Here is a 24,605-nt window from a genome sequence, read left to right on the forward strand (position 1 = left end):
CGTGAACCTCGGCGACATCGTCGGGTCGCCCGACCCCAGCTGCTCCCGCGCATCGAACGCTCTTTGGCTCCGCTCATGAACCGCCGACCAGGCTGCGGGATCGAGGCTTGCATGTGATCACTGGGAGAGCGCGCCGGAATGCGCCGACGCCGGATTGGCAGCCCAGGTGTACTCGAACTCGGGCAACTCAAACCCCTGCTCGAACAGGCAGACACGTTCATCGGTACGGACAGCCCCGTGGCGCTCGTAGAAGGCGATTGCGCGTGTATTGGCGCGCAGCACCTCCAGATACACCGCCCGCTCGGGATGCTCGGCAGCAGCCCACGTGAGAGCGTGCTGGAGCAGCTGACCTCCGATGCCGGAGCCCGTACGGCCTGGCCTGGCATGCAAATTGTCCAGGAGAAGCCGACCGTCAGGGCGCGGGGCCACGTATGCGAAACCGACTGTTTCGCCCCCGTCCACAGCAACGAACAATCCTGCGCCGGACTCCGGCTCAAGAAGCCTCGCGCCCCAGAGCTCCAGCCGGCCCTCCAAGAGGGGGCCGCTCAAGAAGCTGGTCGGCATAATCCCCGCATACGCCGTACGCCAACTCTCCGCGTGCAGCGCTGCGATCTGCGCGACATCATCGCGCACGCCCTTTCTGATCTCCATGCGGACCAGCCTCACGCATGACATGGGGTGATGCCACATCCCTATTGGTGAAACAGCCAACAGAGCCACTTGGACATCGCCCAAGGCGTAGGCGCGGTCGGGCGGGCCGCAGGCTGACTTGCCACTACCGTCGGGCCGGTCCGCTGCACGGGCCGCTCGCACACGGCCGAAACAGATCTGAAATGGTGACCCGCGAAGTCTGGGGCTAGGGTCTTTCGTTTGGATCAGGCCGGGTCAGGGAGCGGGGTCTGGTGCTGTGCCTCGCAAGGCGGAGGAGGGAGGCGACGCGGAGCGTCGGCGACGGACGACAACGCCGCGAGGTGCGGCACCAGGGCACGCGAGCCCGGCCTGATCCAAACGAAAGACCCAGCTGGAGCGGGCCCGCGATCCCGGGCTGCGGGGCGAGTGCCCGCGGCCCGGCCCGTGGTCCGCGCCGGCCGCGGGCCTTCAGCGCAACGTCAGCAAGCCGTTCTGTTCGACCACGTCCAGGGAGAGCGTGCGGTAGCCGGCCGTCTCGAACAGCACGGTCAGCCGACGGCCGTCCTGGCTCATCACCGAGCCGTCCCCCCACTGACCGTGCCGGACCCGGGCGCCGAGCCGAAAGGGGTGCGGGGCGGCGCCGGCGCGGCTCACCTCCTGCGGGGCCACCGGTCCGCCGGTGCCGGCCAGCACCCCCGCGGCCGCCTTCGGGCCGTCCGGGGAGAGTGCGGCGGCCTCGCAGCGGTCGCAGGAGCCGCAGGACCCCCCGGCTTCCGGTTCCTGCCCGAAGTAGCCGAGCAGGAACCGCCGCCGGCAGCCCGTGTTCTCCGCGTAGCCCCGCATCATGTCGACCCGCGATCGCTCCAGCTGCTGGTGTGCGTCACCGAGTTCGACGGCCTTGCGGGCGGCCTCCGCCGGATCGGCGGCGCCGGTGGTCTCCAGGTCTCCCGATTCGGTGGTGCGTACCGCTTCGACCTGTTCCAGTAGATTGACGACGGCCGTCAGCCGACTGGCCGTCAGGCCCGTCTCGCTGCGCAGGTCGCTCGGCCGGACCGGGCCGGCGTGTTCCTCCAGTGTGCCGGCTACCTGGGAGACGGTGTCCGGGTCGGGGCGTCCGGCGGCGAAGAACCGCTGCATGCCGAGGTCCTGCGACCGGTAGGCGAGGATCGCCCGGGCCGGCTTCCCGTCCCGTCCGGCGCGGCCTATCTCCTGGTAGTAGGCGTCCAGGGAGCCGGGCACCGAGGCGTGCAGCACGAACCGGACGTCCGGCTTGTCGATGCCCATCCCGAAGGCGGAGGTGGCCACCACCACGTCCAGCTCCCCCGCGAGAAAACGGTCGTGCACCGCGCCGCGTTCCTTGGCGGGCAGGCCGGCGTGGTACGCCGCCACGCCCAGCCCCAGGTCGCCCAGCTCGCGGGCGTACTCCTCGGACTCCTTGCGGGTCGCAGCGTAGACCAGCCCGGGCTTGGGTTCGGCGGCGGCGCGTTCGACCACCGCCCGGCGCTTGTCGGCGGCGCTCCGGAAGGGAATGACCTCCAGGTGGATGTTGGGCCGGTCGAAGCCGGTGACCACCTCCCGCACGTCGCGCATGCCGAGCCGCTGGACGATGTCCGCCCGCACCGGGGCGGCGGCGCTCGCCGTGAGGGCGAGCACCGGCGGGCGGCCGATCCGGTCGATCACCTGGCCCAGCCGCAGGTACTCGGGCCGGAAGTCGTGCCCCCAGGTCGACACGCACTGTGCCTCGTCCACGACGAACAGCGCGGGCCGTGCCGCCGCGAGCTGCTCGACCACCTCGTCCTTGGCCAGCTGCTCCGGGGCGAGGAAGACGAAGTCGACGTCTCCTTCGCTGATCCGGTCCCACACCGCGTCGTTCTCGCCGCGGCTCTGGGTGGAGTTCACGGCCGCGGCGTCCGCACCGGCCCGTCTCAACAGGCCGCTCACCTGGTCCCGTTGCAGGGCGATCAGAGGGGAGACGACGACGGTGGGGCCGGACAGAAGTACCCCGGGCACCTGGTAGACGGCGGACTTCCCTGCGCCGGTCGGCATCACCACGAGAGTGTCGCGCTGTTCCATGACCGACTTCATCGCCCGCAACTGCTCCGGGCGCAGCCGCTCCCATCCGAACACCTTGCGCGCACTGCGCTGCAGTCGCCGGGACAACGCGCTGAAGGTGAACATGGTGCTCCTCGGGGGCTGTGGGATCGGGCCGGGCGGCAAAAGCGCCGTCCGGGTGACCTCCGACTACCCCGCGTCCGCCACCTCACGGCACCGAATGCGGCTGATCCCGTCGACCGCCCGCGCGACAGCTCGCCCGCCCCGGACTGTGCGCGCGAGCGGCACGCCGCGCCGGCGGGGTGCGCATGTCGCTCAGCGCCGCATGTCGCAGCGCCGTCGCGGACCGGGATCGCGGCACCCTCACCTCCCGCACCGCCCCACACCTTGCAACGGTTTTCGCACCTTTTCAGGTTCCGTAGAACTGATTTCGTTGAGGGCTGGCACCCAGCTACCGATATCGGTAGCTTGAGGGCGCATCGACCTCGGTGGAGCGCGCGCCTGTGCCGGGCCGCGACAGCCGTCCGGTTCGGCATGAAGTCCAGCAACGGACAACGCCCTCGTGAAAGAGCTGACGTGAACCCCAGCCAACTGCCCGCCACGCTGCCGGAAACAGACCGCACCCGTCACCGCCGACTACGGGAACAGGGCAGCCTGGACCGCGGCGAACTCGACGCGATCCTGGACGCAGGCTTCTTGTGCCACTTCGGTGTGGTCATCGAAGGGGACCCCATGGTCGTCCCCACCGTCTACGGAAGCGACGGGGAGAACCTCTACTTCCACGGCTCCGTGGCCAGCCGGAGCCTGACCGCCTCGCCGGGGGCGACGGTATGCGTCACCGTGACGCACGTGGACGGCCTCGTCCTTGCGCGGTCGGTGTTCGAGCACGGCGTCAACTACCGCAGCGCGATGATCTACGGCGTCCCGCGCCTGCTCACGGATGCGCAGGGGAAGCTGGAGGGGCTGCGCTGCCTGACCGAGCAGGCCGCACCGGGACAGTGGGACCACGCACGGCGGCCGAACCTCAGGGAGCTGGCGGCGACCTCACTGCTAGCCATTTCGCTTCGAGAGGCGTCGGTCAAGATACGCACGGGCGCCCCGGAGGACGGCGACGGACCCGACGCCGCCCTCGGGATCTGGGCGGGCGTCCTGCCCTTGGTCTCCACCTGGGGCGCCCCGGAAGCCGACCCTCTGCTCCCTGACGGCATCGAACCGCCCCGGCACATCGCCGCCCGCAGCGGAACCCGGGCGGGTTGAGCCGCCGCCCGGACGCGGTCGCAGCCGCTCTCGCCCCGGGACACGGGCCCGCCATGATCCAAACGAGAGGCCCAAGGTGGCCGACCGCTCCAGTTGGCCATTCTGGACGACTGGAGCGCTCAGTTCGAGGGTCGGCCGGTTACGGAGCTGCTTCGCGGAAACGCTCCAGGAGGGCATGTGCCTGCGGGGCGCCCGCGTCGAAGAACTGCGTGGCCAGTGCGGGGGGTACGGCGGTTCCCTGCATGCGGACCTCATAGCAGCTGAAGCAGAACGCCGCCTCGAACAGCACCAGGTCGAGAGTGTCCGCGTACGCCCGGACACTCCAGCCCGGCAAGAAGCCGCAGCGGTGCTGCTCACTGCCGGGCAGGCTTTCGATCAAGGCCAGGGCGCTGACGGCCTCGCTCCCGATCCAGTGGGCGCCCGCACTGCCTGGATACGGGGTGCCCCGCTTTGTCGGGAGGTCGGAGATTCTTACGACCTCGAGCAGCGCAGTGGCGGCCAGGGCTTCGGCGGGGAGCTTCATGTGCGTAGTCTGCCCGCGCCCGGTGTCGGGCGGAGCACCTGCCTCCATCAGTGACGGAGACCGTGCCCGGTTGAGGGGTCGGCGGGGACGGACGTCAGCAGTACGTGCGTACCAGCCGTCGACGGTGGCCTCGGCGTTCAGCACGCCGGTGTCGAAGTGACAGGCCAGAACCGGGGTCCCGTGTTCGTCACCGGTGACGGCCCAGCGCAGGCGCAGACACAAGGTGACACGGCGCTTGGCGGCGATGACACCGATCCGGGGATCGGAATTCGCTCTTGCGGGGCCCGTCAAGGTCAGAGCAGCTAGCCAGTAGCGACCGCCAGCCGTACTCGGGCTGCGGCTCTCACCTCAGTCGTCTCCATCGGGTCATCACGCAGCGCGGCGATCCGGCTCAGAGTCTCCGGGTTCGTAGGTGCCGAGGTGATCCCCAGCAGCCGCGTCGTTTCCTCACAGTCCCACAGGGACTCGGTGTACACATGCTCCAGACCGTCCCGGTCGATGGCGGCGAGTGCCTCCAGGTACGCGGTCCGCTCGTACGAGTGCGGGGTGTGCAGCCAGAAGCGCCGCAGGTAGGGAACCGCCCCGGCGGCGTCCCGGCCGAACCTGGCCAGGCGCCGGGCCGTCTGGTCAGGACCGCACCAGGCCCGCGCCGTCCACTGTTCGACGAGTTCTTGCACGAGTCCCGGCAATGCTTCCGGTCCGGGATGGTCGGCCAGGACGTCGGTACCCAGCTGTGCCAGCCAGGGGTGGTCCTCCTGTGCCCAGCCGTGCGCCGCCGGTACGGCCAGGGTGCCCAGGCGCTCAACGGCCCGTCTGAGCAGGGGCAAGGGTCGACGGCCGTTGGCCATGCCCAACGAGGGCACCAGCGGTATCAGCTCCACAGCAGGCTCTCGGGCATTGAGCGCGCGCAGCGCGTCGACCTTCGTGTTGCCTTCCGTGTGACTGTCGGCGAGCAGAGCGAGGAGTTCGGCGGTGCCGAGTCCGTTCAGTGACGTGCGCGGAACGAACGAACGGCTCTGGCCCTTGATACCGAACCGCGTCCACGGCTCGGAGCGCCACGGAAGCTCCGGCTCCGCGCCGATCCGGGCGCGCGCGATGTCACCGAGGACTTCCCACCACTGCGACGGCCAGCGGGCTGACAGCAACTCGAGCACGCGGGCCCGGTGCTCGCCTTCTCGGACGTACCCCAGAAGCCCTTCCCTGGCGTCGCCTGATCCGGCGAGAGCCAGGAGCACCAGCACCTCGCAGGCCCGCAAGCAAGCCTCCTCATCCCCCGCCAGCATGTCCACGATCGGCAGGGAGGACAGGCCCAGATCACGGACCAGCCGCGCCAGGTACAGGGACCGTTCATCCGACTGGTCGTCCCACCGCCAGTTGCGGCGGATCCCGTCATACACGAAGGCGGCAGCCCTCTGCGGATCCCGAACCGCTCGCACCGCACCCAGACCACGCCCCCGTTGCAGCAGGCCCTCCAGGGAGTTGGGGAGGGCATAGGGCACCTCGCACGCATCGCTCATCACCAGGCACCCTGCCCGACCCGGGCCTCGATCCGCCAGGCAATATCGGTCGGGTCCCATCGGGCCGGCCCTCGTGGTTGGACGTCGCGAAGGCGGGTGATGTCCTGGCGCCACTTCGGGCCGTTCGCAGCTTCGGCCCAGAGCCCGGCGAGTTCCGAGAGCTCGGAGACCACTTGGTCCAGAGCGTCGACGACGAGCGTGCGAAGATCCGCGGGCAGCTCCGATAGCGGCTCTGATGGGCCGTAGTTCGAACAGGCCGGCTCGCCATCAGGATGCTGGGCAACGACCAGGGCAGCCGCGGCCGGTACGCGCTCGCCGTCGGAGGTGCCGAGGTGGTCCGCAGGGTCCGCGGCACGTTTGAGTGCACTGCGGATCATGGATTCGCGTTTGCCCGTCCGGCGAAGGCGTCCGGCTCGGGGCAGTGGGCCAGAACGGGGCGTGGGCTTCGGAGTCGGCGACGCACCAGTACTGGGAGCGGAGTTCGGAGCGGGCTCCCTTTGGCTTTGGCCGCCCACGCCGAAACGCCGGGCTACTTGATGCGGTCGAGGAAGTCCAGCACACGACGGGTGGCCTGCGTTGCGGCGTGCTCGTCGTGCGACGGCAGGCTGCTGTCGGTGAACAGGTGCCTGTCGCCGGGGTAGAGGAACAGTTCGGCATCCGCCGCCGTCTCGACGAGCGCCCGGGCTGCGTCGACATCGCCCTCACGGGCGAAGAACCGATCCGCGTCCATACCGTGGACCTGGACCGGAACATCAAGGGGCCAGGCGCCGCCGAACTCCGCGACCGGGACGCATGCCTCCAGCAGCAGCGCGCCCCTTGCCCCGGGGCGGGTCTGGGCCAGCTTCTGCGCCGGCAGGACGCCGAGCGAAAACCCGAGGTAGACGAGTTCCGAAGCCAACCCCTCGGCAGCGGCGGTTCCGCGCGCGACAACCGTGCCGAACCCCACGTCCTCGGCGTAAGCCAAGCCCTCCTCGAGAGTGTCGAATACCTGCCCCTCGAACAGGTCCGGGACGTGAACCGTGTGTCCGGCCCGTCGCAGCCGCTCGGCGAACTCACGGACGCCGACGGTCAGCCCATGCCCATGGTGGAAAACCAGCACCTCAGTCATGCCGCTCCCCTCGTGCTGCGGGGCCCGGGCGGCACCGCAGCACGAGTATGGCCCGGGCCACTGACATCTGCGGGTCGCAGCCCGAACTGATCAGACCCTTGTCCCCGGCCGATGACATGCTCGATCCAGGCCAGCTCTCCGGGACCCGGGGACCGTGGCCCGATGGTGGCGTCCAGCGCCCAGAAGTCATCGCGGACTGCCTGCTCCCCGAACACTTCCCTACCGACTTCGTAGATATTCCGCCGGACCAGGTGAAACCGGGTGCCGTCGCGGCGATGAGTCTGCGGGCATCCGCAGGTCTATCCCTTAGGGGGAGACAACCGACTCATCGGGAGTAAGTCATGGGCTCCATCCACATCGAGCTGTTCGCGACCCTCGACCTCGTCGGGCAGGCGCCCGGCGGCCCCGACGAGGACCCGGTGGGGTTCCCGTTCGGTGGCTGGCAGGCGCCCCTGCTGGACGAGGTCGCCGGGGCACAGGTCGGTGCCGCGTACGAGGGCACGGACGCCCTCCTGCTCGGCCGGCGGACGTACGAGATCTTCGCCGCCTACTGGCCTCACCAGGAGGGCGGCGAGGACAACGAGATCGCCACACTCTTCAACAGCGTCCCGAAGTACGTGGCCTCTCGCGGCAGGCCCGACCTCTCCTGGGCCGGGTCCACGCAGCTCGGGCCGGACCTCGCCGAATCGGTGCGCGAGATCCGTGACCGGCACAAGCACGTGAAGGTCGTCGGAAGCCTCAACCTCGTGCAGACCCTGCTGCGCGAAAGGCTCTTCGACCGTCTCGACCTCTGGCTGCATCCGATCGTGCTCGGCGTCGGGAAGAAGGTGTTCGAGGATGGCGCGGTGCCCACGAACGTCACGCTCCTCGCCCCTCCGGTAGCCGGCCCGAAAGGCACCGTGTACCTGCGCTACGGGCTCGCCGACGGCACGCCCGCGACGGGGGACATGAGCGCACCCGATCGCGGTGCCGGAAGCGGCTGACGCCGCCCTGGGAGCTGCGACGGAAGGTCGTAGTCGGTCGGCGAGTTCTCACGTGGCCGGCCGACCGGCCTGGGCGCTTGCATCCGATACCTGGGTAGAGGTCTACCCCCGGAGGTGTTCCCAGCCGCCGGGACGTGATGACCCGGAGCCCGTGCTGCCCGGCCCCCTTCACCGACCTTGCCAAGGCGGACCGCCATTCCGGACCCCGCTGCTGACCTGCACACCCGCGCGCCCGGAAGGCGCTCGCCGACACTCCTTGTCCCCGGCACCACGGGTGCCGGGGACAAGTCGGCTCGCGCGACAGGTCAGGAAGCGACGAAGCGCGCGATCTGGCCCAGCACGACCGTGTCCGCCAGGAACCCGATGTGGGTCTGGCAGACCACGTTGTTGTTCGTCGCGCCGCTCAGCCGCGTGCTGGTGTACGGGAGGATGATGCCGTCGCACGCCGAGTACCAGCTCGCGTACCTGGTGTCACCCGGGGTCTCGTCGCCCGAGGTGATCTGGGCGATGAACGAGGAGCCCGGGTACATCTGCTGGCAGGTCGTGTAGATCAGGCAAGCGCCGGCGTACGTGGTCCCGTGGTTCGCGCCCGCGATCGAGGCGAGGTGGCTGACGCTGGTGTTGCCGCCCAGCACCTTCAGGTAGTACTGGCTGACAAGGCCGCCCATCGAGTGATTGACGATCGCGACCTTGCTCGCTCCGGTCCGGGACTTCACGTTGTTGACGAAGGAGGCCAGGCCCTGAGCGTTACTGATGTTGTTGCCGTAGGAGTTGTACTCGTAGGCGAAGAGCTTGGAACTGGACCACCCGTTGAGCTGGAAGACGCTCATGGCGGTGGCCCAGTTGGAGGCGTTGCCCGTGTATCCGTGGACGAAGACGACCGGGGTGCTGGTCGAGAGCGGCTGAGCGGCGGTCGCAGCGGCCTGTGCTGCCGCAGGGGTGGCCGCTGTCTGGGCTGCGCCTGCCGTCGACGCCGAGGAGAGCACGGTGAACGCGACCATGGCGGACGCGAGAACGCCGAGAAGCCGGCGGGGTGAACGACGACGCATGGAGCACTCCTGATGGGGATGCGGGGATAGGGTGCCTGACCCGACAAGAGTCGGGGCGCGAGGCACTGGCGCCATCGGCGAATTCACCGGCGTTCCCCGATGGGTGCCGGGCGCTCCGAACGCCTGGTGGGGGTTGCCCGGCCGCGTGGACCGCACCTGAGGGGGACGACCCGCCGGTGGTCGCCCAGCCGAGATCCGCTCTGCGGGCGTGTCCCGCTGGGGCGGCCCTCGCTTCTCTCGCCCGGGCGTCCGTGAGCGCATACTGGCCTCATGGACGCGTCCACGGGTGGCGGACCCCGCCTGCGGGAGCGACTGGGCAGCGCCGTCTTCGCCCGGGTCGCGGGTCCCGAAGGACCGGAGAACCGTGCCCGCATACACGGAACGCCCGGCCCGCGCTGGTTCGGTGCGCACCGGCCGATTCGCGTCGTCCACGGCGATGCGTCCATGTTCATCGGTGGACTCCGGGCACTCCTGCTCCAGTCGCTGCACCCGTTGGCCATGGCTGCCGTGGAGGCCCATTCCGGCTACCGCGGCGATCCCTGGGGACGGCTCCAGCGCACCAGTACCTTTCTCGCCGTCACCACGTACGGGACAGCGGATCACGCACAGCAGGCGGTCGAGCGGGTACGGGCCGTACATGGCCAGGTGCACGGAACGACTCCGTCCGGAGAGCCTTACGACGCCGCCGACCCGCATCTTCTCGGCTGGGTGCATGTGGCTGAGGTCGACAGCTTCCTGCTCGCGCACCAGCGCTACGGGGCCGAACCGCTCGACGCCGCCGGGTACGACGGCTACGTCGCCGACACGGCACGCGTGGCCGAAGCGCTCGGCGTCAGCGATCCTCCGCGCGATCGGAGGGAACTCGCCGCCCAGCTCGCGGCCTACCGTGGTGAACTGCGCCCGACGGAAGAGGCACGCGAGGCAGCACGCTTCATTCTGCTGCACCCGCCCCTGCCCTGGGCCGCCCGCGTCCCCTATGCGGTCCTCGCCGCCAACGCCGTCGCCGCCCTCCCCCGGTGGGCCCGCACGTCGCTGGAGCTACCTCGGCTGCCCGGCATGGCCGAAGCCGGTGTGACCCCGACCGGGCGCGCACTGACCGCCGCAATTCGCTGGGCCATGGCTCCACCACGCCGGCCGTTGTGATCGGTCGGCAGCACCACGAGCCCGCCGCTGAGCGCTTGAGCGCGGCGCGACCACTGACGCCTGACCGACGCCCCAGGCCCCCACGCACGCCTGTGCACGATGCACCCGGCATCGAGGCGCCGTCTCAACCCCTGCGGTGGGGCGTCTGCCGCCGTGACACCCGTTCGGCTGGGCCGGTCGGGTGAGCATCATCCGGACATCCCGTCAACGGGGCAGACATCAGCGCATCCGCACAAAGGCATTCGCCGGAAGCACTGGTGTGCAGGTGACCGAGAGTGAGTAGGGGTTGTGCATGCTGGGACTACGGCCCACCGTGGCCGAACCGATCGGTCCCGTCGACGATCCGCTGACAGCCCTCGATGCCGTCCAGGCCCTCGAGACGGAACTCGAGCACGTCCTCGACGCAGGCCTGCGCAGGGCCCGCGATGTGGATCCGGTATTCGCTACTGACGTCGCCGACCGTGTCGCAGCGTTCGTCCGGCGCGGCGGAAAGCGGCTGCGTACGGCGTTCGCGTGGTGCGGGTGGCGGGCGGCGGGCGGCGCGGGTGACGCCTCGGCGGTACTGCGCACGGGTGCCGCCCTCGAACTGGTCCAGGCGTGCGCTCTCGTCCACGACGACGTGATGGACGGATCACCGCTGCGCCGAGGCGCGCCGGCGATGCACGTCGACCTCGCCCGTCTGCACCGGGAGGCGCGGATGACGGGCGCGCCCGAAGCGTTCGCGACCGCCGCCGCCGTGCTCGCCGGCGATCTGGCGCTGGTCTGGGCCGACGACCTGCTGACGGAGACCGCGCTCGGCTCGCCGCACGGCCCGCGGCTGTACCGCGAGTGGCGCGCGATGCGCACTGAGATGGTCGCCGGACAGTACCGGGACATCCACGCGCAGGCGGCCGGGTCGTGCGGTCTCGACGAGGCGGTGACCATCGCCACGCTCAAGAGCGCCCTGTACACGGTCGAGCGCCCCCTGGCGCTCGGCGCGTCCCTGGCCGACGCCGAGGAGCACACCATGGACGCGCTGCGCTCGGCCGGACGGAGCGCGGGGCTGGCCTTCCAACTCCGCGACGACCTCCTCGGGGCTTTCGGTGACCCGGCGCTGACGGGCAAGCCGGCCGGTGACGACCTGCGGACGCACAAGCTGACCTACCTTCTCGCCATGGGTCTCAGGCTCGCCGAGTCCTCCGGCGACGAGGAGGCCGCCGACGCGCTCGCCATCGGAGCGGTCTCACGGTCGGATGACGGCGTGGAGCGTATGCGGGCCGCGCTGGAGCGGAACGGGGCCCGGGCCGTCGTGGAGTCCCGGATCGCGGAGCTGGCGGCCACGAGCCTGCGGCACTTCACGACAACCGGCGCGGACCTGGCCGTGCGGCGGGAGTTCACGGCGCTGGTCGAACGGGCCTCGGGTGTCGCCCTGGACGACGCCGGGGAGGCGGCGTGAGGACCGTACCGGGTGCGACGGACCATGTCGTCGTCGTGGGCGCAGGGCTTTCCGGTCTCGCCTGCGCCCTCCATCTGCTGGGCGCCGGCCGAAGAGTGACCGTGGTCGAACGGGACGGCGGCCCGGGCGGCCGGGCCGGCCGCGTACGCCTCGGCGGCTACCAAGTGGACACCGGCCCCACGGTGCTGACCATGCCGCATCTGGCGGACGAGGCCTTCGCCGCCGTCGGCGAGAGCCTCGCCGGCCACGTCGAGCTGGTGGCGCTGCACCCGGCCTACCGGGCGTGCTTCGCGGACGGAACGTCGCTCGACGTCCACACCGACGGCGAGGCGATGGAAGAGGAGGTCCGGCGATTCGCCGGACCGTCCGAAGCGGCCGGCTACCGCGGGCTGCGGGACTGGCTGGAGCGGCTGTACCGGGTCCAGATGCGACGCTTCATCGACACGAACTTCGACTCGCCCTTTCAGCTCCTGCACCCGGACCTGGCCCGTCTGGCGGCGCTGGGGGGCTTCGGACGGCTGGACAGGCGCATCGGCCGTTTCCTCTCCGACACCCGCCTGCGTCGCGTGTTCTCCTTCCAGTCCCTGTACGCCGGGGTCGCTCCGGCCAGGGCACTCGCGGCCTATGCGGTGATCGCCTACATGGACACCGTGGCCGGCGTCTGGTTCCCCAAGGGCGGTATGCACGCGCTGCCCCGCGGCATGGCGAACGCGGCGGCCGGCGCGGGTGCCGACTTCCGCTGGTCGGCCGAGGCGACCGAACTGGAACGCTCGGCCGGCCGGGTACGTGCCGTACGTCTGGCCTCGGGCGAACGGATCGCCTGCGACGCGGTCGTGCTGACGTGTGAGCTGCCCGCCGCCCACGGTCTGCTGGGGCGGGCCCCCCGGCGCCCGGTACGGCTGCGTCACTCACCGTCCGCCGTGGTCCTGCACGCGGGGACCGACCGTACCTGGCCCGGCCTCGCACACCACACCCTCTCGTTCGGCGGGGCCTGGGAGCGCACCTTCGAGGAACTGACCCGTTCGGGGCAGCTGATGAGCGACCCGTCCCTGCTGATCACTCGGCCGACGGCGCACGACCCTTCCTTGGCGCCGCCGGGCAGGCACCTCCACTACGTGCTGGCGCCCTGCCCGAACACCGACGTCGGCCCCTCCCCCGCAGCCTGGCGGGACCTGGGACCGCGCTACCGCGACGACCTGGTCGCCGAGCTGGAGCGGCGTGGCCTGAACGGGTTCGCGGACAGCGTCCAGGAGGAGCTGCTGGTGACGCCGCTGGACTGGGCTGCGCAAGGGCATACGGCGGGCAGCCCGTTCTCCGTCTCCCACACCTTCGCCCAGACCGGCCCGTTCCGCCCACGCAATCTCGTGCGCGGCCTCGAGAACGTCGTGTTGAGCGGCTGCGGGACGACCCCCGGTGTCGGCGTGCCGACGGTTCTCCTCAGCGGCAAACTCGCCGCCGCGCGTGTCACCGGCGGCGTCCGCAGCGGCCCCCTCCGTACCCGACCGGCACCGCGTGTCACGCGTGTGGCGGCGGCCCCGACCGAGGAGGACGCCCATGACCCGTCGTGAACTGGACGCCGCCGGGATCACCGGCCCCGCCCTGCGCGCCGCCTACAGCCGATGCAGGCGGCTCAACGCCCGCCACGGCAGGACCTACTTCCTGGCCACCCGGCTGCTCCCGGTGGAACGCCGCTCCGCAGTGCACGCGCTGTACGGCTTCGCCCGCTGGGCGGACGACATCGTGGACGACCTCGACCGGCCCCGGACGCCGGAGGAGCGGGACGAGCAATTGCGACGCCTGGAGAGCGACCTCGCACACGGGCTGCTCACCGGCGGCGGGGACGAGCCCGTGGTCCGGGCCGTGGCCGACACCGCGGACCGTTACGGCATCGACCACACGCTGTTCACCGACTTCCTGGCCTCGATGCGCAGCGACCTGCACGTCACGGACTATCCGACCTATGCCGATCTGAGGGATTACATGCACGGATCGGCCGCGGTGATCGGCCTGCAGATGCTGCCCGTGCTCGGCACGGTCACCCCGCGCGAGGAGGCTGAGCCGCACGCCGCGGCCCTCGGCGTAGCCTTTCAGCTCACCAACTTCCTGCGCGACGTCGGCGAAGACCTGGACCGGGGTCGGGTGTACCTGCCGACGGACCTGCTCACCGCCCACGGCGTGGACGGGGGTCTGCTGGAGTGGAGCCGCCGCACGGGGCGCGGCGATCCGCGGATCCGTGCGGCGCTCGTCGCCGCCGAGGCCATGACCAGGGACGTGTACCGGTCGGCGGAACCGGGCATCGCCATGCTCGAACCGCGGGTGCGCCCCTGCATCCGCACAGCGTTCACGCTGTACAGCGGCATCCTCGACGCGATCGCGGACCAGGGGTACTCGGTGCTGCACCGCCGTGCGGTGGTGTCGCGCGGGCGCCGTGCGGCCACGGCCGCCGTGGGGGTCGTGCACATCGCGGGCGCGCGGTGGCGCGCCCGCACCGCGCAACGGGCGCTCCGGGCGGGTGGCACGGCGCTGCAGGTGAAAGGACCTGTGCAGTGAGCGACCGAGCGGACCGGACCGGTTGGACACCGCCTCTGCGGCGACGCCGCCGGTCGAGCTGGGCGACACAGACACCGACGTGGCGTCAGGCACGCCCGGCGCTCATCGCCGACGCGCTCGAACGGGCTTCCGCCCGTCCCTCGGGCAACTGGTTCGTCGTCGGGGCCTCCCGGGACGTGCGTGCCGGTGGCCGCCCGTGCGGCAGAACGGTGGGCGGCGTCGAGGTCGTGCTGTGGCGGTCCGACACGGGTGAGCTCCACGCTGGGCCCGGCGCCTGCCCGCACCTCGGTGCCCCCCTGCGCGACAGCCGGGTGGTGTGCGGCACTCTGGTGTGCCATTGGCACGGACTGGTTCTGGACGGTGGGTCGTTCGCCGGCTGGGATCCGTACCCGGTCCATGACGACGGGATTCTGGTGTGGGTCCGGCTTGACGCTGTCGGGGGCGAGGAGCCCTCGGAGCGTCCCGTGGTACCGGTCCGGCCGGCGGCGGGCAGCGGGGTGGATGCCGTGTTCACGGTGGTGGGGCGATGCGAACCGCAGGACGTGGTCGCCAACCGGCTCGACCCGTGGCACGGTTCGTGGTTCCATCCGTACTCGTTCGTCGACCTGACCGTGGACCGGGAACCGCAAGGCGGGGATGACGACGCCTTCGTCGTCGACGTCTCCTTCCGCGTGACGGGAAGTCTGGTGGTCCCGGTCCGGGCGGAGTTCACCGCGCCCGATCCGCGCACGGTCGTCATGCGCATCACCGGGGGTGAGGGTGCCACGTCCGTGGTGGAGACCCATGCCACGCCGCTGTCCCGCAAGGCGGCCGGGCGGCCACGGACCGCCGTGATCGAGGCGGTCGTCGCCGCCTCGGACCGGCCGGGTTTCGCACTGGCACGGGCCGCCGCGCCGGCGCTGCGCCCGCTGATGCGCCGTACGTCAGGCCGGCTGTGGCGCGACGACCTGGCGTACGCGGAGCGGCGCTGGAGTCTGCGCAGCAGCGGGCGGTTCCCGGGGTGACAGCGGCGGGAAGGCGTCGGCGGCGTCGGCTTTCCCTTGCGCGTACGGCCTTTTGTACGCTCGCGGCCTGGGCCGGCGCGCCTCGTGCGCATCAGCGCGTGCCGACCGTGCCGAGGGCTCGCAGCAGAGGTGAACGGCCCGCCCGGGGAACCGTCCACAGGGTCTGCCCCCGGACGCCCCAGCCGGCGAGCAGAACGCCTGCTGCAAGGAATCCGGTGGTGGCGGCCCGTTCCATCAGAGCCACGGGCAGGTCGCAGCGGATCGCGTCACCGGCCAGCGTCACCTGGGGGTGGGGCGTCGACACGGTGGGCCGCCGGGAGTACGAGCCGACGGTGAAGAGGGGGCAGTCGGAGTGCCATGCGTGCCGTGCGTCCACGATTCGCGCCTGCCGTGTCTCCGGGTAGACCTGGTGCAGGCTGTCGACGAGGCGGGTCTGCACCGTCTCCGTGTTCGCTCCGGCGGCGACCGCGTAGGCGTGCAGCTCCACCACCGAGCCACCGGTGCGCGCCGCCCAGCGGGCGGCCTCGCCCTCGTAGCGTTCCAGGACGCTGATGTTGTCAAGGCCGTCGTATCCGCTGGTGCCGAGGAACCCGGCGCGGTCGGAGCGGACCGGCCGGTCGAGCCAGAGCCGGGAGACGAGGTACGGAGGGGCGGTGCGCAGGGCGGCGATGTCGTCGCGCCAGAGGGGGGTGCCGAGACCGGGTGACGCCGCGACAACCCCGCGCAGTGCCCCGGGATCGAGGGCGAGTACGACCGCGTCGTGCCTTTCCGCGGCGGCGTCGGTCCGCACGTCCACTCCCCCGCCCTCGCACGGGTTGACGCCGCGCACCGGTGTGCCGGTGCGCACATCCGCCCCGAGACGCCGGAGGTAGTCGCCCAGCGGCTCCCACAGTGCCTGGGGGAAGGGCTCGTTCGGCACATCGAACAGCAGGCCCTCGGAGGAGCCGAGGAAGTAGATGTGGAACATCAACAGCAGTTCTGCTGCGGACAGTTCACGTGGATCGGCGAAGAAGCTGCGTGAGAACACCTCGAATGCGAGGTGGTGCGCGGCTTCGGGAAAGCGGACACGTTCCAGAAAGCGCGTCGCGCTGACCGAGTCGAAGCGTTCGTAGACCTCGGGCACGCGGACGTCGAGGAGTGGCAGTGCTGCCCGGGCGTCCATGGCGGCGAGATCGCGCCAGCCGAAGGTGGGGCTCAGGGCGACGAACCCGAGCGCACTGAACGGGGGTGTACGGGGGATGTGGGCGAAGCTGTCGATCAGCCCGCCGCTGTGGCGCAGCGGGTAGTCGGGCAGCGGACGGAGACGGTCGAGTCCGGGATCGGTCCGCCGCAGCAATCCACGCAGGTTGTAGTACTGACGGAAGAAGGCGTGGAACCCGCGGCTCATGGTCGCCTCGGAGCCGTCTGCGAGGCTGGTGCGCCAACCCGCGAGACGGCCACCGAGCCCCTCCTCCCGTTCGTAGAGGGTGACGTGGGCGCCTCGTTCGGCGAGCAGGGTGGCTGCGGCGAGACCTGCGATGCCTCCGCCGATCACGGCGACGCCGGGAGCGTCCGCACGTTCGAAGCCGTCCCGGCCGGGGACGGGCTGGAGCATCTCGGCCTTGCGGTCCCGGCCTCGCCGGGCGGCGCGCTGCGGGACGCTCATCGGGCGTACTCCGCTGTCGCGGGGGCACCGCTGCGGGCGAGGAAGGTGTGCACGATGCCGGTCTGCCATCCGGCGACGGGGGCGGCGCGCACTCCCGTGAATCCGGCGGCCGCGAGACGGGCGGTGAAGGCGGGGGCGGTGTCGAAGGCGAGAACGCTTCGCCACAGGTGTCGGTAGAGGGCGCGGTCGCCGCTGAGCGTGCCCGCGGGAATGATCACCCCCTGGCACACGGCCGTCCACAGGGCACGGTGGGCGGCCGAGCCGCTGAGGCTGTACTCGTGCACGGCGAGCCGGCCGCCCGGTCGCAGCAGGGACCGGACGGCTGTCAGGACGCCGTCCGGGTCGGCGACGTTGCGGAACAGGTAGGCGGCGAACACCGCGTCGTAGGTTCGCTCACCGTACGTGACCACTTCTTCGGCGGTCCGGTGCTCGAACTGCACCCGGGCCGGCCACGGCTTGGCCATGGCGCGCCCCAGCATCCCCGACGAGGCGTCAACGGCCGTGATCCGGGCACGGGGCGCGGCCCGCAGGAGGGCCCGGGTTGAGGCTCCCGTGCCGCAGCCGAGGTCGAGGACGTGCAGGCCTTCCCCGGCGCGGGGCAGGCGGAGCCGTCGGGCCGAGCGCAGGAGATCGGTGCGGTAACCGGGGTTGAGGGCCGTGAGGAGGTCGTAGGCGTGCGACGCGTGGTCGAAGGCGCGTGCCAGGTCGTGGTCCCGCAGCAGGGTCATCGGTGGTTGCCTCCGGATCGGGGGGCGGGGTGGGAACGGCGGGGCAGGAAGGGAAGTTCGACGGCCGTTCGGATCATGGGGCCGATGGGGGTGCGCATACCGATGCCCCATTCCTCCCAGGGCGAGGTGGCGCCGTCGAGGAAACGCAGCAGCCGTTCCGGCGGGATGCGGCGGAACAGGTCGGTGAAGAAGTCGGGGCCGTCGATCCGTCCGGTGTCCAGGGCGCGCAGCAGTACCGCGTCCATGGCCAGGGCACGCCGTCCGTGGGGCGGTGGCACGATGGCTCGTCCGCCGTGGAGGGCGGCGGCGACGGCGCGGCTCTGCCGCTGCACGGCGGCGAAGGTGTAGCCGGTCGCCGGGCGGGTGGCGCCGCCCGCGGTCCCGATCCGGAAGACAGCCGGCCCGCTCCGGCGGGCGAAACGGCCGTCCGTCATGGGGATGACGCCCTGCTCCGCCGATTCCACGGTGAACGCACCGAGTTTCAGGATGTCGCGGCTGTAGTGGGCCAGCGCCGTCTCGTACGCGGATGTGGTCAGCGGAGTCCGGGAGAACTCGGTGTACTCGACGAGGGCCCGGTCCGGCGCCAGGGGCAGGACGTAGCCGAAGGCGAGCCCGTGGACCGGCTGGGGCACACGGAAGTCCATCAGGTCGGCGACCGTGGGGTCGAACCGGTCCGCGTCCGTGTGCACGAGCCATCCGCGGAAGTGCTGCATCAGTTGTGTGCGGGCCGGTGGCAGGGCGCGCCGCGGGCGGGAGTCGAACACGTGGCGGGCACGAAGTGTGAGCGTCCGGCCGTCCGCCGCCGTGCAGCGGACCTCCGCGCCGTCGACTGTGTTGCGTACCGTGTCGGCCGTCGCGCGCAGGAGGCGTCCCCCGGGGGACAGCGCCAGTCGGGAGTGCACGAGCCGCTCGAACGCCGTCGAGCGGAGCATGTGGTAGCGCAGCGGGGACGGGTCGACGGTGACCTCGCTGCCGTCGGTGGCGTGGATCCGCAGCCGGGACCAGGAGGCGGTGATCGCTTCGCCGAAGTCGCCGGTCCCCTGGTCCCAGTAGCACCAGGTCCGCTCGGGCGGTCGTCGTGGACCGTCCGGTGCTTCCACCAGGGTCACGGTGGGGGCACCTACCGCCGTCAGGCGATGCGCGAGGCTGAGCCCGGACGCACCGCCACCGACGATGACCACGTCGGACGTCCCGTCGAGCGTGTCGGAAGGTCCGCTCATCGGGCACGCCGTTCGATGACGGGCGTTCCGTCCGACGTCGTGCGCAGCAGCTCGGCATCCGCCTCCATCGCGTCGGCGACCGCACCGACGACCTGGTGCGGGTCGCCTCCCGTCGGCATCGGCGGGGCAGTGCCCGCGACCGCCCGGTCGGCGAAGCCGGTGTCCAGGTGTCCGGGCCGGACCTCCAGGACACGGATGCCGGAGGTCCGTGCCTCGCGGCGCGCGGCGCCGAGCCAGGCGCTCAATGCGGCCTTGGAAGCGCTGTAGTCGGCCATCCCCGGCTGCGGGCGTTCCGCTACCACGCCGGTGAAGGCGACGATCACCGAACCAGGAGGCAGGATGCCGAGCGCGGCGCGGAAGAACGCGGCGGGCGCGAGGACATTGACGGCCGTCAGATACTCCGCGACCTCGTCACCGACCTCCGCCGCCCGGCCGAAGGCCACCGTCCCGAAAGCCGTCACGACCGCGTCCAGTCCCCCCAGGCCGGCGGCCGCGCCGTGTACGGCTCGGGCGCAGGACGCGGTGTCGTACGCGTCGAACAGGACGGTCGGAGCGCCCGGATGCGCCGTGGCGGCCCGGGCGAGGCGGGCCGGGTCGCGGCCTGCGAGCGCCGGGTGTGCTCCCCGGCCGGCCAGCTCGGTGGTGAGGGCACCACCGAGGACGCCGGTAGCACCGGCCACCAGCACGCGCGCGCCGTCAAGGTTCACGTCCCACTCCCGTTCGCCGGTCCGGGCAGGCTGCTTCCGCACCGCGTTGTGTGTTCCGTGGACCGGCCTGCGGTGGGTGCGGCGGACACGGTCCGGCCGGATTCAAAGGCGCACCAGATCGCTCATCACCTCCCGGGCGGCCCGCGTGCCCGACGCCATGGCACCCTGCACGGAACCGGTCGCACGATGGTCGCCGCAGACGTACCTGCCCGGGCCGAAACGCGTGGTTCGGCTCAGCGGCCAGGGCGGCTCCATGACCGGCAGAGCCCCGTCGACCGTGTACACCCCGACCTGCTGCCAGCCGCTCGTGTCGGTGCCGTACAGCTCGGACAGGCGCCGGAGCACCGCACCGTCCACGCCGGGTCGGTCGCGGCCCAGCACGGAGCTGGAGATCAGCGCGGTGCCGGGCGGCGCGTACGTGGGCGCGACCTCGGTGAGGACGCAGGTGTTCAGCACCGCTCCGGAGCCGTCCACCACCAGGGTCGGCTCAGCCAGCGGTGTTCCCATGGCAGCGTGGTAATACGTGGTCACCGTACGGCCGTCCGGCACGGCCGAACCCGGCATCAGACGGGTCGCGGTGACGGCGTCCGTCGCCACGACGACGGACGTGGCCGACAGCTCGCGGCCGTCCGCCAGGAGCACCCCCGATGGGGTGACCGCGGCGACGGGTGTCTCCAGCCTCAGGACGCCGTCGGGCAGGCAGCGGGCCAGCTGGGCAGGCACGGCACCGATGCCGTGCGCGGGCAGACAGAGCGTTCCTCTGACCATGCTCCGCCAGACCAGATGGAAGAAGCGGGCGGAGGTCTCCAGCCGGTCCTCCAGGAACACTCCGGCCAGGAAAGGCCGCAGGATCTCCGTGACCGCCTCGTCCGACAGCCCCGCACGAGACAGGGTGGCGGCGGTGGAGCGGTCCGGACGTCGTTTGAGGGGGCCGACGGGGAGGACGGCGTCCCGCGCGGTAAGGGCAGCCATGGCTGCCAGGTCCCGGGCCGTCAGGGCCCGCCCGGGCAGCAGCGTGCCCGCCCTCCTCGGCTGCCGGGTCGGATCGGCGAGGCGGACAGGCCCTTTCGACGTGTGCGCGATGATCCCTGGGGTGAATGGCCTCAGCCGCAGGCTGGGCAGGTCCAGGCGTCGTTTCACCTGAGGATAGGACGTGTTGAACACCTGGAATCCGCGGTCCAGCAGGAACCCGTCCCGCCGGTCCGTGCGCATCCGGCCGCCCACACCGTCGGACGACTCCAGCAACGCCACCTGCTGACCCGAGCGGCACAGATCCAGGGCACAGGCCAGGCCGCCCAGACCCGCGCCGACCACGACGGTGAGCGGAGAGCGACGATGTTGAGCGGTCATGACCTCTTCCTTCGACGCGAACCTCTGTCCGTCACGAGTTGAGTCCGTCCCCCGGTGGCCTTCCGCGTGTTGGTCGCACGCGCTGACCATGATGAGGCCCGTCGTCTGCGGTGCGTCGTGCGCCAGGCGCGGAGGGCAAACACTCACAGTGTCCACTCGAACACGTTCCGTCCGGTGGAACCAGGCGCCACTTCGACCGCGTGTCGACCGGTGACTCCACATCACCTGAGCACGAGCGGCGACTCCACCGCCATGGCCGCCTCCGCCTGGTCGGAGAGCACGACTTCCAGGACGACGAACGGATGACCGGGCCATGGGTCGGGATCAGTGCTCGGTTGCCGCTCGCTGCAGCTGCGCGGTGATTTGCTGCCGGTCGATCTGGATCCAGTACTCGACGATGCGTCCTTGCATGACGGTGGGGTCGTCGGCGAGGGTGAAGCAGACGACATTGAGGCCGACCGGCGCCAGGAGCCGCAGGCCGGGTGTGCTCTCGACGGCGTCACCCAGGGCGCGTGCGCATCCGACGCACCTTTCGGTGATCTCACGGCGGCCGTCCTGCCCGTAGGCCCGCAGGGTGAACCAAGCGGCGAGAGCGTGCAGGCGACGGGAGTTCTCCGGCGTGAGGCGGGCCGTGCCGGGGTGTCTCCGAGGGGGCCGAGGTAAGCCGCCGCGTTCTGGAAGACGTTCGTCTGCAGGTTCCCGCCCGGCGGACTCGCCCTGTGGCTGCGGCTGACCACCGCCCCCGCCGACACCGTCGTGGATCGAAAGCCTGCCGGAACGGGGTCGCACGCGCGGCAGGCCCACGGTTCGCGGCCGACGCCGCCCTCGTCCACCGTCTGCGCGTGCCCTACACCCCACCCCTCTACGTACTCGACGAGATCGCCGCCGTTCTCGATGATGCCTGCCGAGACGGAGAACGGTGGTACCTCGTGAGCCGCCCCCGTCCCCCTCCGCACGACGGTCGGCCGCAGGAGGTACTCGCCGACGCGACGGGCGACACCCGCTCGTTCAACCCTCGGCGGGCGTGATCCGTGCCCGCAGAATGGGCGGGTGAACGACACCGTGATGACTGCCGCCGTTCTCTTCCGGCACGGCGGTCCGGAGGCACTCGAACTTCGAGATGACTGGCCGCTACCGAGCATCGGGCACGGTCAAGTGCTCGTGCGCGTAGGCGCGGCGGCAGTCAACAACACTGACGTGTGGACCAGGGAAGGCGCGTACGGGCTGCCCGGCCGCCCCGCGGCGAAGGCCGGCTGGCGCGGAGCACTGGACTTCCCCCGCATCCAGGGCGGCGACATCGCGGGCGTCATCAGCGAAACAGCCGCGGACGTGCCCGACGCGTGGCTGGGTCGCCGGGTCCTGGTCGATCCCGCCTTCTATGCGGATGCCCGCGACGACGCCGTGCCCGTCGGACTGCTCGGCAGCGAAGCGGACGGCGGCTTCGCGTCCTACGTAGCGGTCGATGCCGATCGTGTCCACGACATGAGCGCCTCCCCGCTCTCGGACCAGGAACTTGCCGCCCTTCCGGTGGCCTACGGCACGGCGATGGGCATGCTGGAACGCTCCCGCATCAGGAGCGGGGAGACGGTGCTGGTGACCGGCGCTTCCGGCGGGGTCGGACTCGCGCTCGTCCAGCTCGCCGCCGCTCGCGGCACACGGGTGGTGGCGCTCACGAGTACCTCCAAGGAGGCCGCACTGCGGGAGGCAGGCGCTGCGGCTGTCGTCTTCCGGGAGGCAGAACCGGCAGAGCTGCAGCACCGGCTGAGGGAGTTGGCGCCCGGAGGCCTCGATGCCGTCGCGGACGTGGCCGGCGGACCGTGGCTCGAACAACTCCTGCCCGTGCTGCGCGATGGTGCTCGCTGGGTCATCGCCGGAGCTGTCGCCGGGCCCGTCGTCACCTTCGACCTACGCCGTCTGTACCTGCACAACCTCAGTCTCATCGGCTCCTCGATGCACACCCGCGCCCACTTCGCCTCCTTGGCGGAAATGGCTCGCAACGGCACCGTACGACCCCGCATCGCCGGCAGCTATCGGCTTGGCGAACTCCACGCCGCCCAGGAGGAATTCCGGCGCGGCACACACGTAGGAAAGATCACCGTCACTCCGTGAGGTTCGTCGGGCCTGTCGCCCTACCCGGACCGTTCGACGAAGAGCGCGCTGGGAGCCTCGTTGGTTTCCTCTCGCCCCACCACTCGATCCGGTGACATACGGCCACGACAATCCGACGTAGCGTTATGGTGCTGCTGTCGGTGAGTGGCTGTGCAGTCGGTGTTGTGGCGTCGGCGAACGCAATCAGCTCGTCGCCCGTCGTCATGGCTCACAGTGGCTCACCGTAAGGAATGTTCGTGAAACTCTCCCTGCCCACATCCCCTCGGGTCACCGTCGCACTGGCGTCAAGCGCGCTCATCGCCACGGCGATGGTGACGTCCACGGGTCCCTCGTTCGCCGAATCCGCCCGTGGTCCGGAAGTGCAGCAGGCTGCTGCGAGCACCGCTCCACAGTGCGGCTTCTTCCGGTACAGCGTCCGAGAGTCCCGGTTCGCCGCATACAACCACTGCGGTGGGACCACGGTGTTGATCCATGTCGACGTCAGAGGAGGCGGCAGCGGGAACGACTTCCATCTCTGCGTCGGCCCCGGAGCCACGCAACTGCCGGGTGCGGGGCCGAACTACCTCAACGCGTACTACATCGGCGGTGCCGGGTGCCGGAGCGGAGACCGCACCGGACACACCCCCCACTGAGGTGGATGTGCCGGTCACGCCGGGGGCCCTGCGCACCGGTCCGAGTCCGGCTCCGCAAAAATGTTCCGTCGGCACCTAGTAGAGGGACAGGCCGTACACCGACAGCCACTCCACGACCGGCTGGTAGTAGGTGGCTCCTCCTGCCGCACAGTTTCCGGTGGTGGCGACGATGACGCCCAACGCGGTGCTACCGGCGAACGCGGGGCCACCCACGTCGCCGGGCTCGGAGCAGATGTTGGAGCGGAACAGTCCGCTCACCACACCCTCGGGGTAGTTGACCGTGACGTTCACGGCCGTGACTGTGCCGCAGCGGTATCCGGTCACCCGGCCCACGTGGCAGACGGACTGACCGACCGTCGGATTCGCGGCACCCGTGATGTCCTGCACCCCGCCGGCGGAGCCGCGCGAAACCTCGCCGGGGAAGACCACCGACGAATTCGTGTAACGGACGAGCGCGTAGTCGTTGCCGGGGAAGCTCGCGCTCGTGGTGGTGCCGATGAGCACGCTCAGGCTCGCGTCCGCGTACCAACGGGTGGCCCCCTGGGCGCAGCGACCCGTCACCAGACCGTAGAGGCTACTGCCGCTGCGGGCGTTGAAGCCGACGGTGCAGCGCGTTCCGGCGTTGCTGTGGATGACGTCGCCGCCACGCACCTCGATCGCCTTGCCGGCCGACCTGGTGGCATGACCACCGGAATCCTGCGCGTACGAGGTCGACCCTGCGGCGCTGAGCCAGCTGAGCAGCAGGATCATCGCTGCGACCGCCGAGGCGGCTGCGCGGAACGACCTGTCGATGCGCTGCGGAATCATGTTCCCTCCCCGTAGTGCGGAGCTGACATGTCATGCCCTTGCCATTATGCTCGCCAGTCCACCTTCCACAAGGTGACGTAGGGCGGTGAGCGGAGAGTGACCGGGGAGTAATCACGCCTCCCCCCGCCAACCCTGCCATTTCCCGACCCTCTTCCA

The 24,605-nt window shown here is 71.0% G+C and carries 24 protein-coding genes; 10 read left to right on the forward strand and 14 right to left on the reverse strand.

Annotated elements, in window-relative coordinates; all coding sequences use genetic code 11:
- Positions 1 to 117 precede the first annotated feature (117 nt).
- Both OG844_RS01995 and OG844_RS02000 read right to left on the reverse strand, forming a co-directional pair.
- On the reverse strand, positions 118 to 651 hold the full coding sequence (locus OG844_RS01995) for a GNAT family N-acetyltransferase (protein WP_406387680.1): 534 nt from the start codon (positions 649 to 651) through the stop codon (positions 118 to 120).
- Positions 652 to 1,098: 447 nt separating this feature from the next.
- Positions 1,099 to 2,808, reverse strand: a complete 1,710-nt coding sequence (locus OG844_RS02000) for a RecQ family ATP-dependent DNA helicase (RefSeq protein ID WP_406387681.1) — start codon at positions 2,806 to 2,808, stop codon at positions 1,099 to 1,101.
- A gap of 450 nt (positions 2,809 to 3,258) precedes the next feature.
- On the opposite strand from OG844_RS02000, the gene OG844_RS02005 reads away from it, so the two are divergent.
- Positions 3,259 to 3,939 (forward strand): pyridoxamine 5'-phosphate oxidase family protein, encoded by a 681-nt coding sequence (locus OG844_RS02005; protein ID WP_406387682.1) that lies wholly within the window; start codon positions 3,259 to 3,261, stop codon positions 3,937 to 3,939.
- A gap of 139 nt (positions 3,940 to 4,078) precedes the next feature.
- Here OG844_RS02005 and OG844_RS02010 read toward each other — a convergent pair whose 3' ends face one another.
- Genes OG844_RS02010 through OG844_RS02025 form a run of 4 tightly spaced genes read right to left on the reverse strand, consistent with a single transcriptional unit; the run spans position 4,079 to position 7,087 of the window.
- The gene (locus OG844_RS02010) at positions 4,079 to 4,753 is read right to left on the reverse strand and encodes a hypothetical protein (protein ID WP_406387684.1); all 675 of its coding nucleotides are present in this window, start codon (positions 4,751 to 4,753) and stop codon (positions 4,079 to 4,081) included.
- A gap of 11 nt (positions 4,754 to 4,764) precedes the next feature.
- On the reverse strand, positions 4,765 to 5,979 hold the full coding sequence (locus tag OG844_RS02015; protein ID WP_406387686.1) for a hypothetical protein: 1,215 nt from the start codon (positions 5,977 to 5,979) through the stop codon (positions 4,765 to 4,767).
- Positions 5,979 to 6,494, reverse strand: a complete 516-nt coding sequence (locus OG844_RS02020) for a DUF4259 domain-containing protein (RefSeq protein ID WP_406387687.1) — start codon at positions 6,492 to 6,494, stop codon at positions 5,979 to 5,981. The genes OG844_RS02015 and OG844_RS02020 overlap by 1 nt, the downstream gene beginning before the upstream one ends.
- A gap of 14 nt (positions 6,495 to 6,508) precedes the next feature.
- Positions 6,509 to 7,087: a dienelactone hydrolase family protein gene (locus OG844_RS02025; protein WP_406387689.1), complete on the reverse strand. Its 579-nt coding sequence runs from the start codon at positions 7,085 to 7,087 to the stop codon at positions 6,509 to 6,511.
- Between the two features lie 341 nt (positions 7,088 to 7,428).
- Here OG844_RS02025 and OG844_RS02030 point away from each other — a divergent pair, with 341 nt between their 5' ends.
- Positions 7,429 to 8,070: a dihydrofolate reductase family protein gene (locus OG844_RS02030; RefSeq protein WP_406387690.1), complete on the forward strand. Its 642-nt coding sequence runs from the start codon at positions 7,429 to 7,431 to the stop codon at positions 8,068 to 8,070.
- Positions 8,071 to 8,375: 305 nt separating this feature from the next.
- Here the strand turns inward: OG844_RS02030 and OG844_RS02035 are convergent, their stop codons facing one another.
- Complete coding sequence (locus tag OG844_RS02035) at positions 8,376 to 9,119, reverse strand: esterase/lipase family protein (protein ID WP_406387691.1); 744 nt, start codon at positions 9,117 to 9,119, stop codon at positions 8,376 to 8,378.
- Positions 9,120 to 9,389: 270 nt separating this feature from the next.
- Here OG844_RS02035 and OG844_RS02040 point away from each other — a divergent pair, with 270 nt between their 5' ends.
- The 5 genes from OG844_RS02040 (at position 9,390) to OG844_RS02060 (ending at position 15,251) form a co-directional block, all read left to right on the forward strand.
- A complete protein-coding gene (locus tag OG844_RS02040) occupies positions 9,390 to 10,262 on the forward strand; it encodes an oxygenase MpaB family protein (RefSeq protein ID WP_406387693.1) in 873 nt (290 codons plus the stop codon).
- Positions 10,263 to 10,554: 292 nt separating this feature from the next.
- A complete protein-coding gene (locus OG844_RS02045; RefSeq protein ID WP_406387695.1) occupies positions 10,555 to 11,697 on the forward strand; it encodes a polyprenyl synthetase family protein in 1,143 nt (380 codons plus the stop codon).
- Positions 11,694 to 13,265 carry a phytoene desaturase family protein gene (crtI, locus tag OG844_RS02050; protein WP_406387696.1) on the forward strand — a complete coding sequence of 524 codons (1,572 nt, stop codon included), beginning with the start codon at positions 11,694 to 11,696 and terminating at the stop codon, positions 13,263 to 13,265. Before OG844_RS02045 ends, crtI begins: the two co-directional genes overlap by 4 nt.
- Positions 13,252 to 14,247 (forward strand): phytoene/squalene synthase family protein, encoded by a 996-nt coding sequence (locus OG844_RS02055; protein ID WP_406387698.1) that lies wholly within the window; start codon positions 13,252 to 13,254, stop codon positions 14,245 to 14,247. Before crtI ends, OG844_RS02055 begins: the two co-directional genes overlap by 14 nt.
- Positions 14,244 to 15,251 carry a DUF5914 domain-containing protein gene (locus tag OG844_RS02060; RefSeq protein WP_406387699.1) on the forward strand — a complete coding sequence of 336 codons (1,008 nt, stop codon included), beginning with the start codon at positions 14,244 to 14,246 and terminating at the stop codon, positions 15,249 to 15,251. The genes OG844_RS02055 and OG844_RS02060 overlap by 4 nt, the downstream gene beginning before the upstream one ends.
- Positions 15,252 to 15,342: 91 nt before the next feature.
- Here OG844_RS02060 and OG844_RS02065 read toward each other — a convergent pair whose 3' ends face one another.
- From OG844_RS02065 to OG844_RS02090, 6 genes are all read right to left on the reverse strand, one after another.
- Positions 15,343 to 16,896 carry an FAD-dependent oxidoreductase gene (locus tag OG844_RS02065; protein ID WP_406387700.1) on the reverse strand — a complete coding sequence of 518 codons (1,554 nt, stop codon included), beginning with the start codon at positions 16,894 to 16,896 and terminating at the stop codon, positions 15,343 to 15,345.
- Positions 16,893 to 17,624 carry a methyltransferase domain-containing protein gene (locus tag OG844_RS02070; protein WP_406387701.1) on the reverse strand — a complete coding sequence of 244 codons (732 nt, stop codon included), beginning with the start codon at positions 17,622 to 17,624 and terminating at the stop codon, positions 16,893 to 16,895. The genes OG844_RS02065 and OG844_RS02070 overlap by 4 nt, the downstream gene beginning before the upstream one ends.
- Entirely contained in the window at positions 17,621 to 18,844 is a 1,224-nt protein-coding gene (locus tag OG844_RS02075) for a lycopene cyclase family protein (RefSeq protein ID WP_406387702.1), read from the reverse strand. Before OG844_RS02075 ends, OG844_RS02070 begins: the two co-directional genes overlap by 4 nt.
- Complete coding sequence (locus OG844_RS02080) at positions 18,841 to 19,551, reverse strand: SDR family NAD(P)-dependent oxidoreductase (protein ID WP_406387703.1); 711 nt, start codon at positions 19,549 to 19,551, stop codon at positions 18,841 to 18,843. The genes OG844_RS02075 and OG844_RS02080 overlap by 4 nt, the downstream gene beginning before the upstream one ends.
- 102 nt (positions 19,552 to 19,653) lie before the next feature.
- A complete protein-coding gene (locus tag OG844_RS02085) occupies positions 19,654 to 20,901 on the reverse strand; it encodes an NAD(P)/FAD-dependent oxidoreductase (protein WP_406387705.1) in 1,248 nt (415 codons plus the stop codon).
- A 324-nt stretch (positions 20,902 to 21,225) separates the two neighbouring features.
- Positions 21,226 to 21,690 carry a hypothetical protein gene (locus OG844_RS02090; RefSeq protein ID WP_406387707.1) on the reverse strand — a complete coding sequence of 155 codons (465 nt, stop codon included), beginning with the start codon at positions 21,688 to 21,690 and terminating at the stop codon, positions 21,226 to 21,228.
- Between the two features lie 53 nt (positions 21,691 to 21,743).
- Between OG844_RS02090 and OG844_RS02095 the strand changes: the two genes are divergently transcribed.
- The 3 genes from OG844_RS02095 (at position 21,744) to OG844_RS02105 (ending at position 23,642) form a co-directional block, all read left to right on the forward strand.
- A complete protein-coding gene (locus OG844_RS02095; RefSeq protein WP_406387709.1) occupies positions 21,744 to 21,929 on the forward strand; it encodes a hypothetical protein in 186 nt (61 codons plus the stop codon).
- Positions 21,930 to 21,966: 37 nt separating this feature from the next.
- The gene (locus tag OG844_RS02100; protein WP_406395967.1) at positions 21,967 to 23,010 is read left to right on the forward strand and encodes a zinc-binding dehydrogenase; all 1,044 of its coding nucleotides are present in this window, start codon (positions 21,967 to 21,969) and stop codon (positions 23,008 to 23,010) included.
- 236 nt (positions 23,011 to 23,246) lie between these two features.
- Entirely contained in the window at positions 23,247 to 23,642 is a 396-nt protein-coding gene (locus tag OG844_RS02105; protein ID WP_406387710.1) for a DUF6355 family natural product biosynthesis protein, read from the forward strand.
- Positions 23,643 to 23,717: 75 nt separating this feature from the next.
- On the opposite strand, the gene OG844_RS02110 is transcribed toward OG844_RS02105, so the two are convergent.
- The gene (locus OG844_RS02110) at positions 23,718 to 24,449 is read right to left on the reverse strand and encodes a S1 family peptidase (RefSeq protein ID WP_406387712.1); all 732 of its coding nucleotides are present in this window, start codon (positions 24,447 to 24,449) and stop codon (positions 23,718 to 23,720) included.
- Positions 24,450 to 24,605: the final 156 nt, after the last annotated feature.

It is taken from the genome of Streptomyces sp. NBC_00887 (assembly GCF_045207585.1).

Excerpts from the sequence above, each read along its gene's own strand:
- OG844_RS02110 (WP_406387712.1), bottom strand. The coding sequence starts at position 24,449 with ATGATTCCGCAGCGCATCGACAGGTCGTTCCGCGCAGCCGCCTCGGCG.
- OG844_RS01995 (WP_406387680.1), bottom strand. The coding sequence starts at position 651 with ATGGAGATCAGAAAGGGCGTGCGCGATGATGTCGCGCAGATCGCAGCG.
- OG844_RS02065 (WP_406387700.1), bottom strand. The coding sequence starts at position 16,896 with ATGAGCGTCCCGCAGCGCGCCGCCCGGCGAGGCCGGGACCGCAAGGCC.
- OG844_RS02040 (WP_406387693.1), top strand. The coding sequence starts at position 9,390 with ATGGACGCGTCCACGGGTGGCGGACCCCGCCTGCGGGAGCGACTGGGC.
- OG844_RS02070 (WP_406387701.1), bottom strand. The coding sequence starts at position 17,624 with ATGACCCTGCTGCGGGACCACGACCTGGCACGCGCCTTCGACCACGCG.
- OG844_RS02075 (WP_406387702.1), bottom strand. The coding sequence starts at position 18,844 with ATGAGCGGACCTTCCGACACGCTCGACGGGACGTCCGACGTGGTCATC.
- OG844_RS02025 (WP_406387689.1), bottom strand. The coding sequence starts at position 7,087 with ATGACTGAGGTGCTGGTTTTCCACCATGGGCATGGGCTGACCGTCGGC.
- OG844_RS02085 (WP_406387705.1), bottom strand. The coding sequence starts at position 20,901 with ATGACCGCTCAACATCGTCGCTCTCCGCTCACCGTCGTGGTCGGCGCG.
- OG844_RS02030 (WP_406387690.1), top strand. The coding sequence starts at position 7,429 with ATGGGCTCCATCCACATCGAGCTGTTCGCGACCCTCGACCTCGTCGGG.
- OG844_RS02000 (WP_406387681.1), bottom strand. The coding sequence starts at position 2,808 with ATGTTCACCTTCAGCGCGTTGTCCCGGCGACTGCAGCGCAGTGCGCGC.
- OG844_RS02045 (WP_406387695.1), top strand. The coding sequence starts at position 10,555 with ATGCTGGGACTACGGCCCACCGTGGCCGAACCGATCGGTCCCGTCGAC.
- OG844_RS02015 (WP_406387686.1), bottom strand. The coding sequence starts at position 5,979 with ATGAGCGATGCGTGCGAGGTGCCCTATGCCCTCCCCAACTCCCTGGAG.
- OG844_RS02055 (WP_406387698.1), top strand. The coding sequence starts at position 13,252 with ATGACCCGTCGTGAACTGGACGCCGCCGGGATCACCGGCCCCGCCCTG.
- OG844_RS02100 (WP_406395967.1), top strand. The coding sequence starts at position 21,967 with ATGACTGCCGCCGTTCTCTTCCGGCACGGCGGTCCGGAGGCACTCGAA.
- OG844_RS02035 (WP_406387691.1), bottom strand. The coding sequence starts at position 9,119 with ATGCGTCGTCGTTCACCCCGCCGGCTTCTCGGCGTTCTCGCGTCCGCC.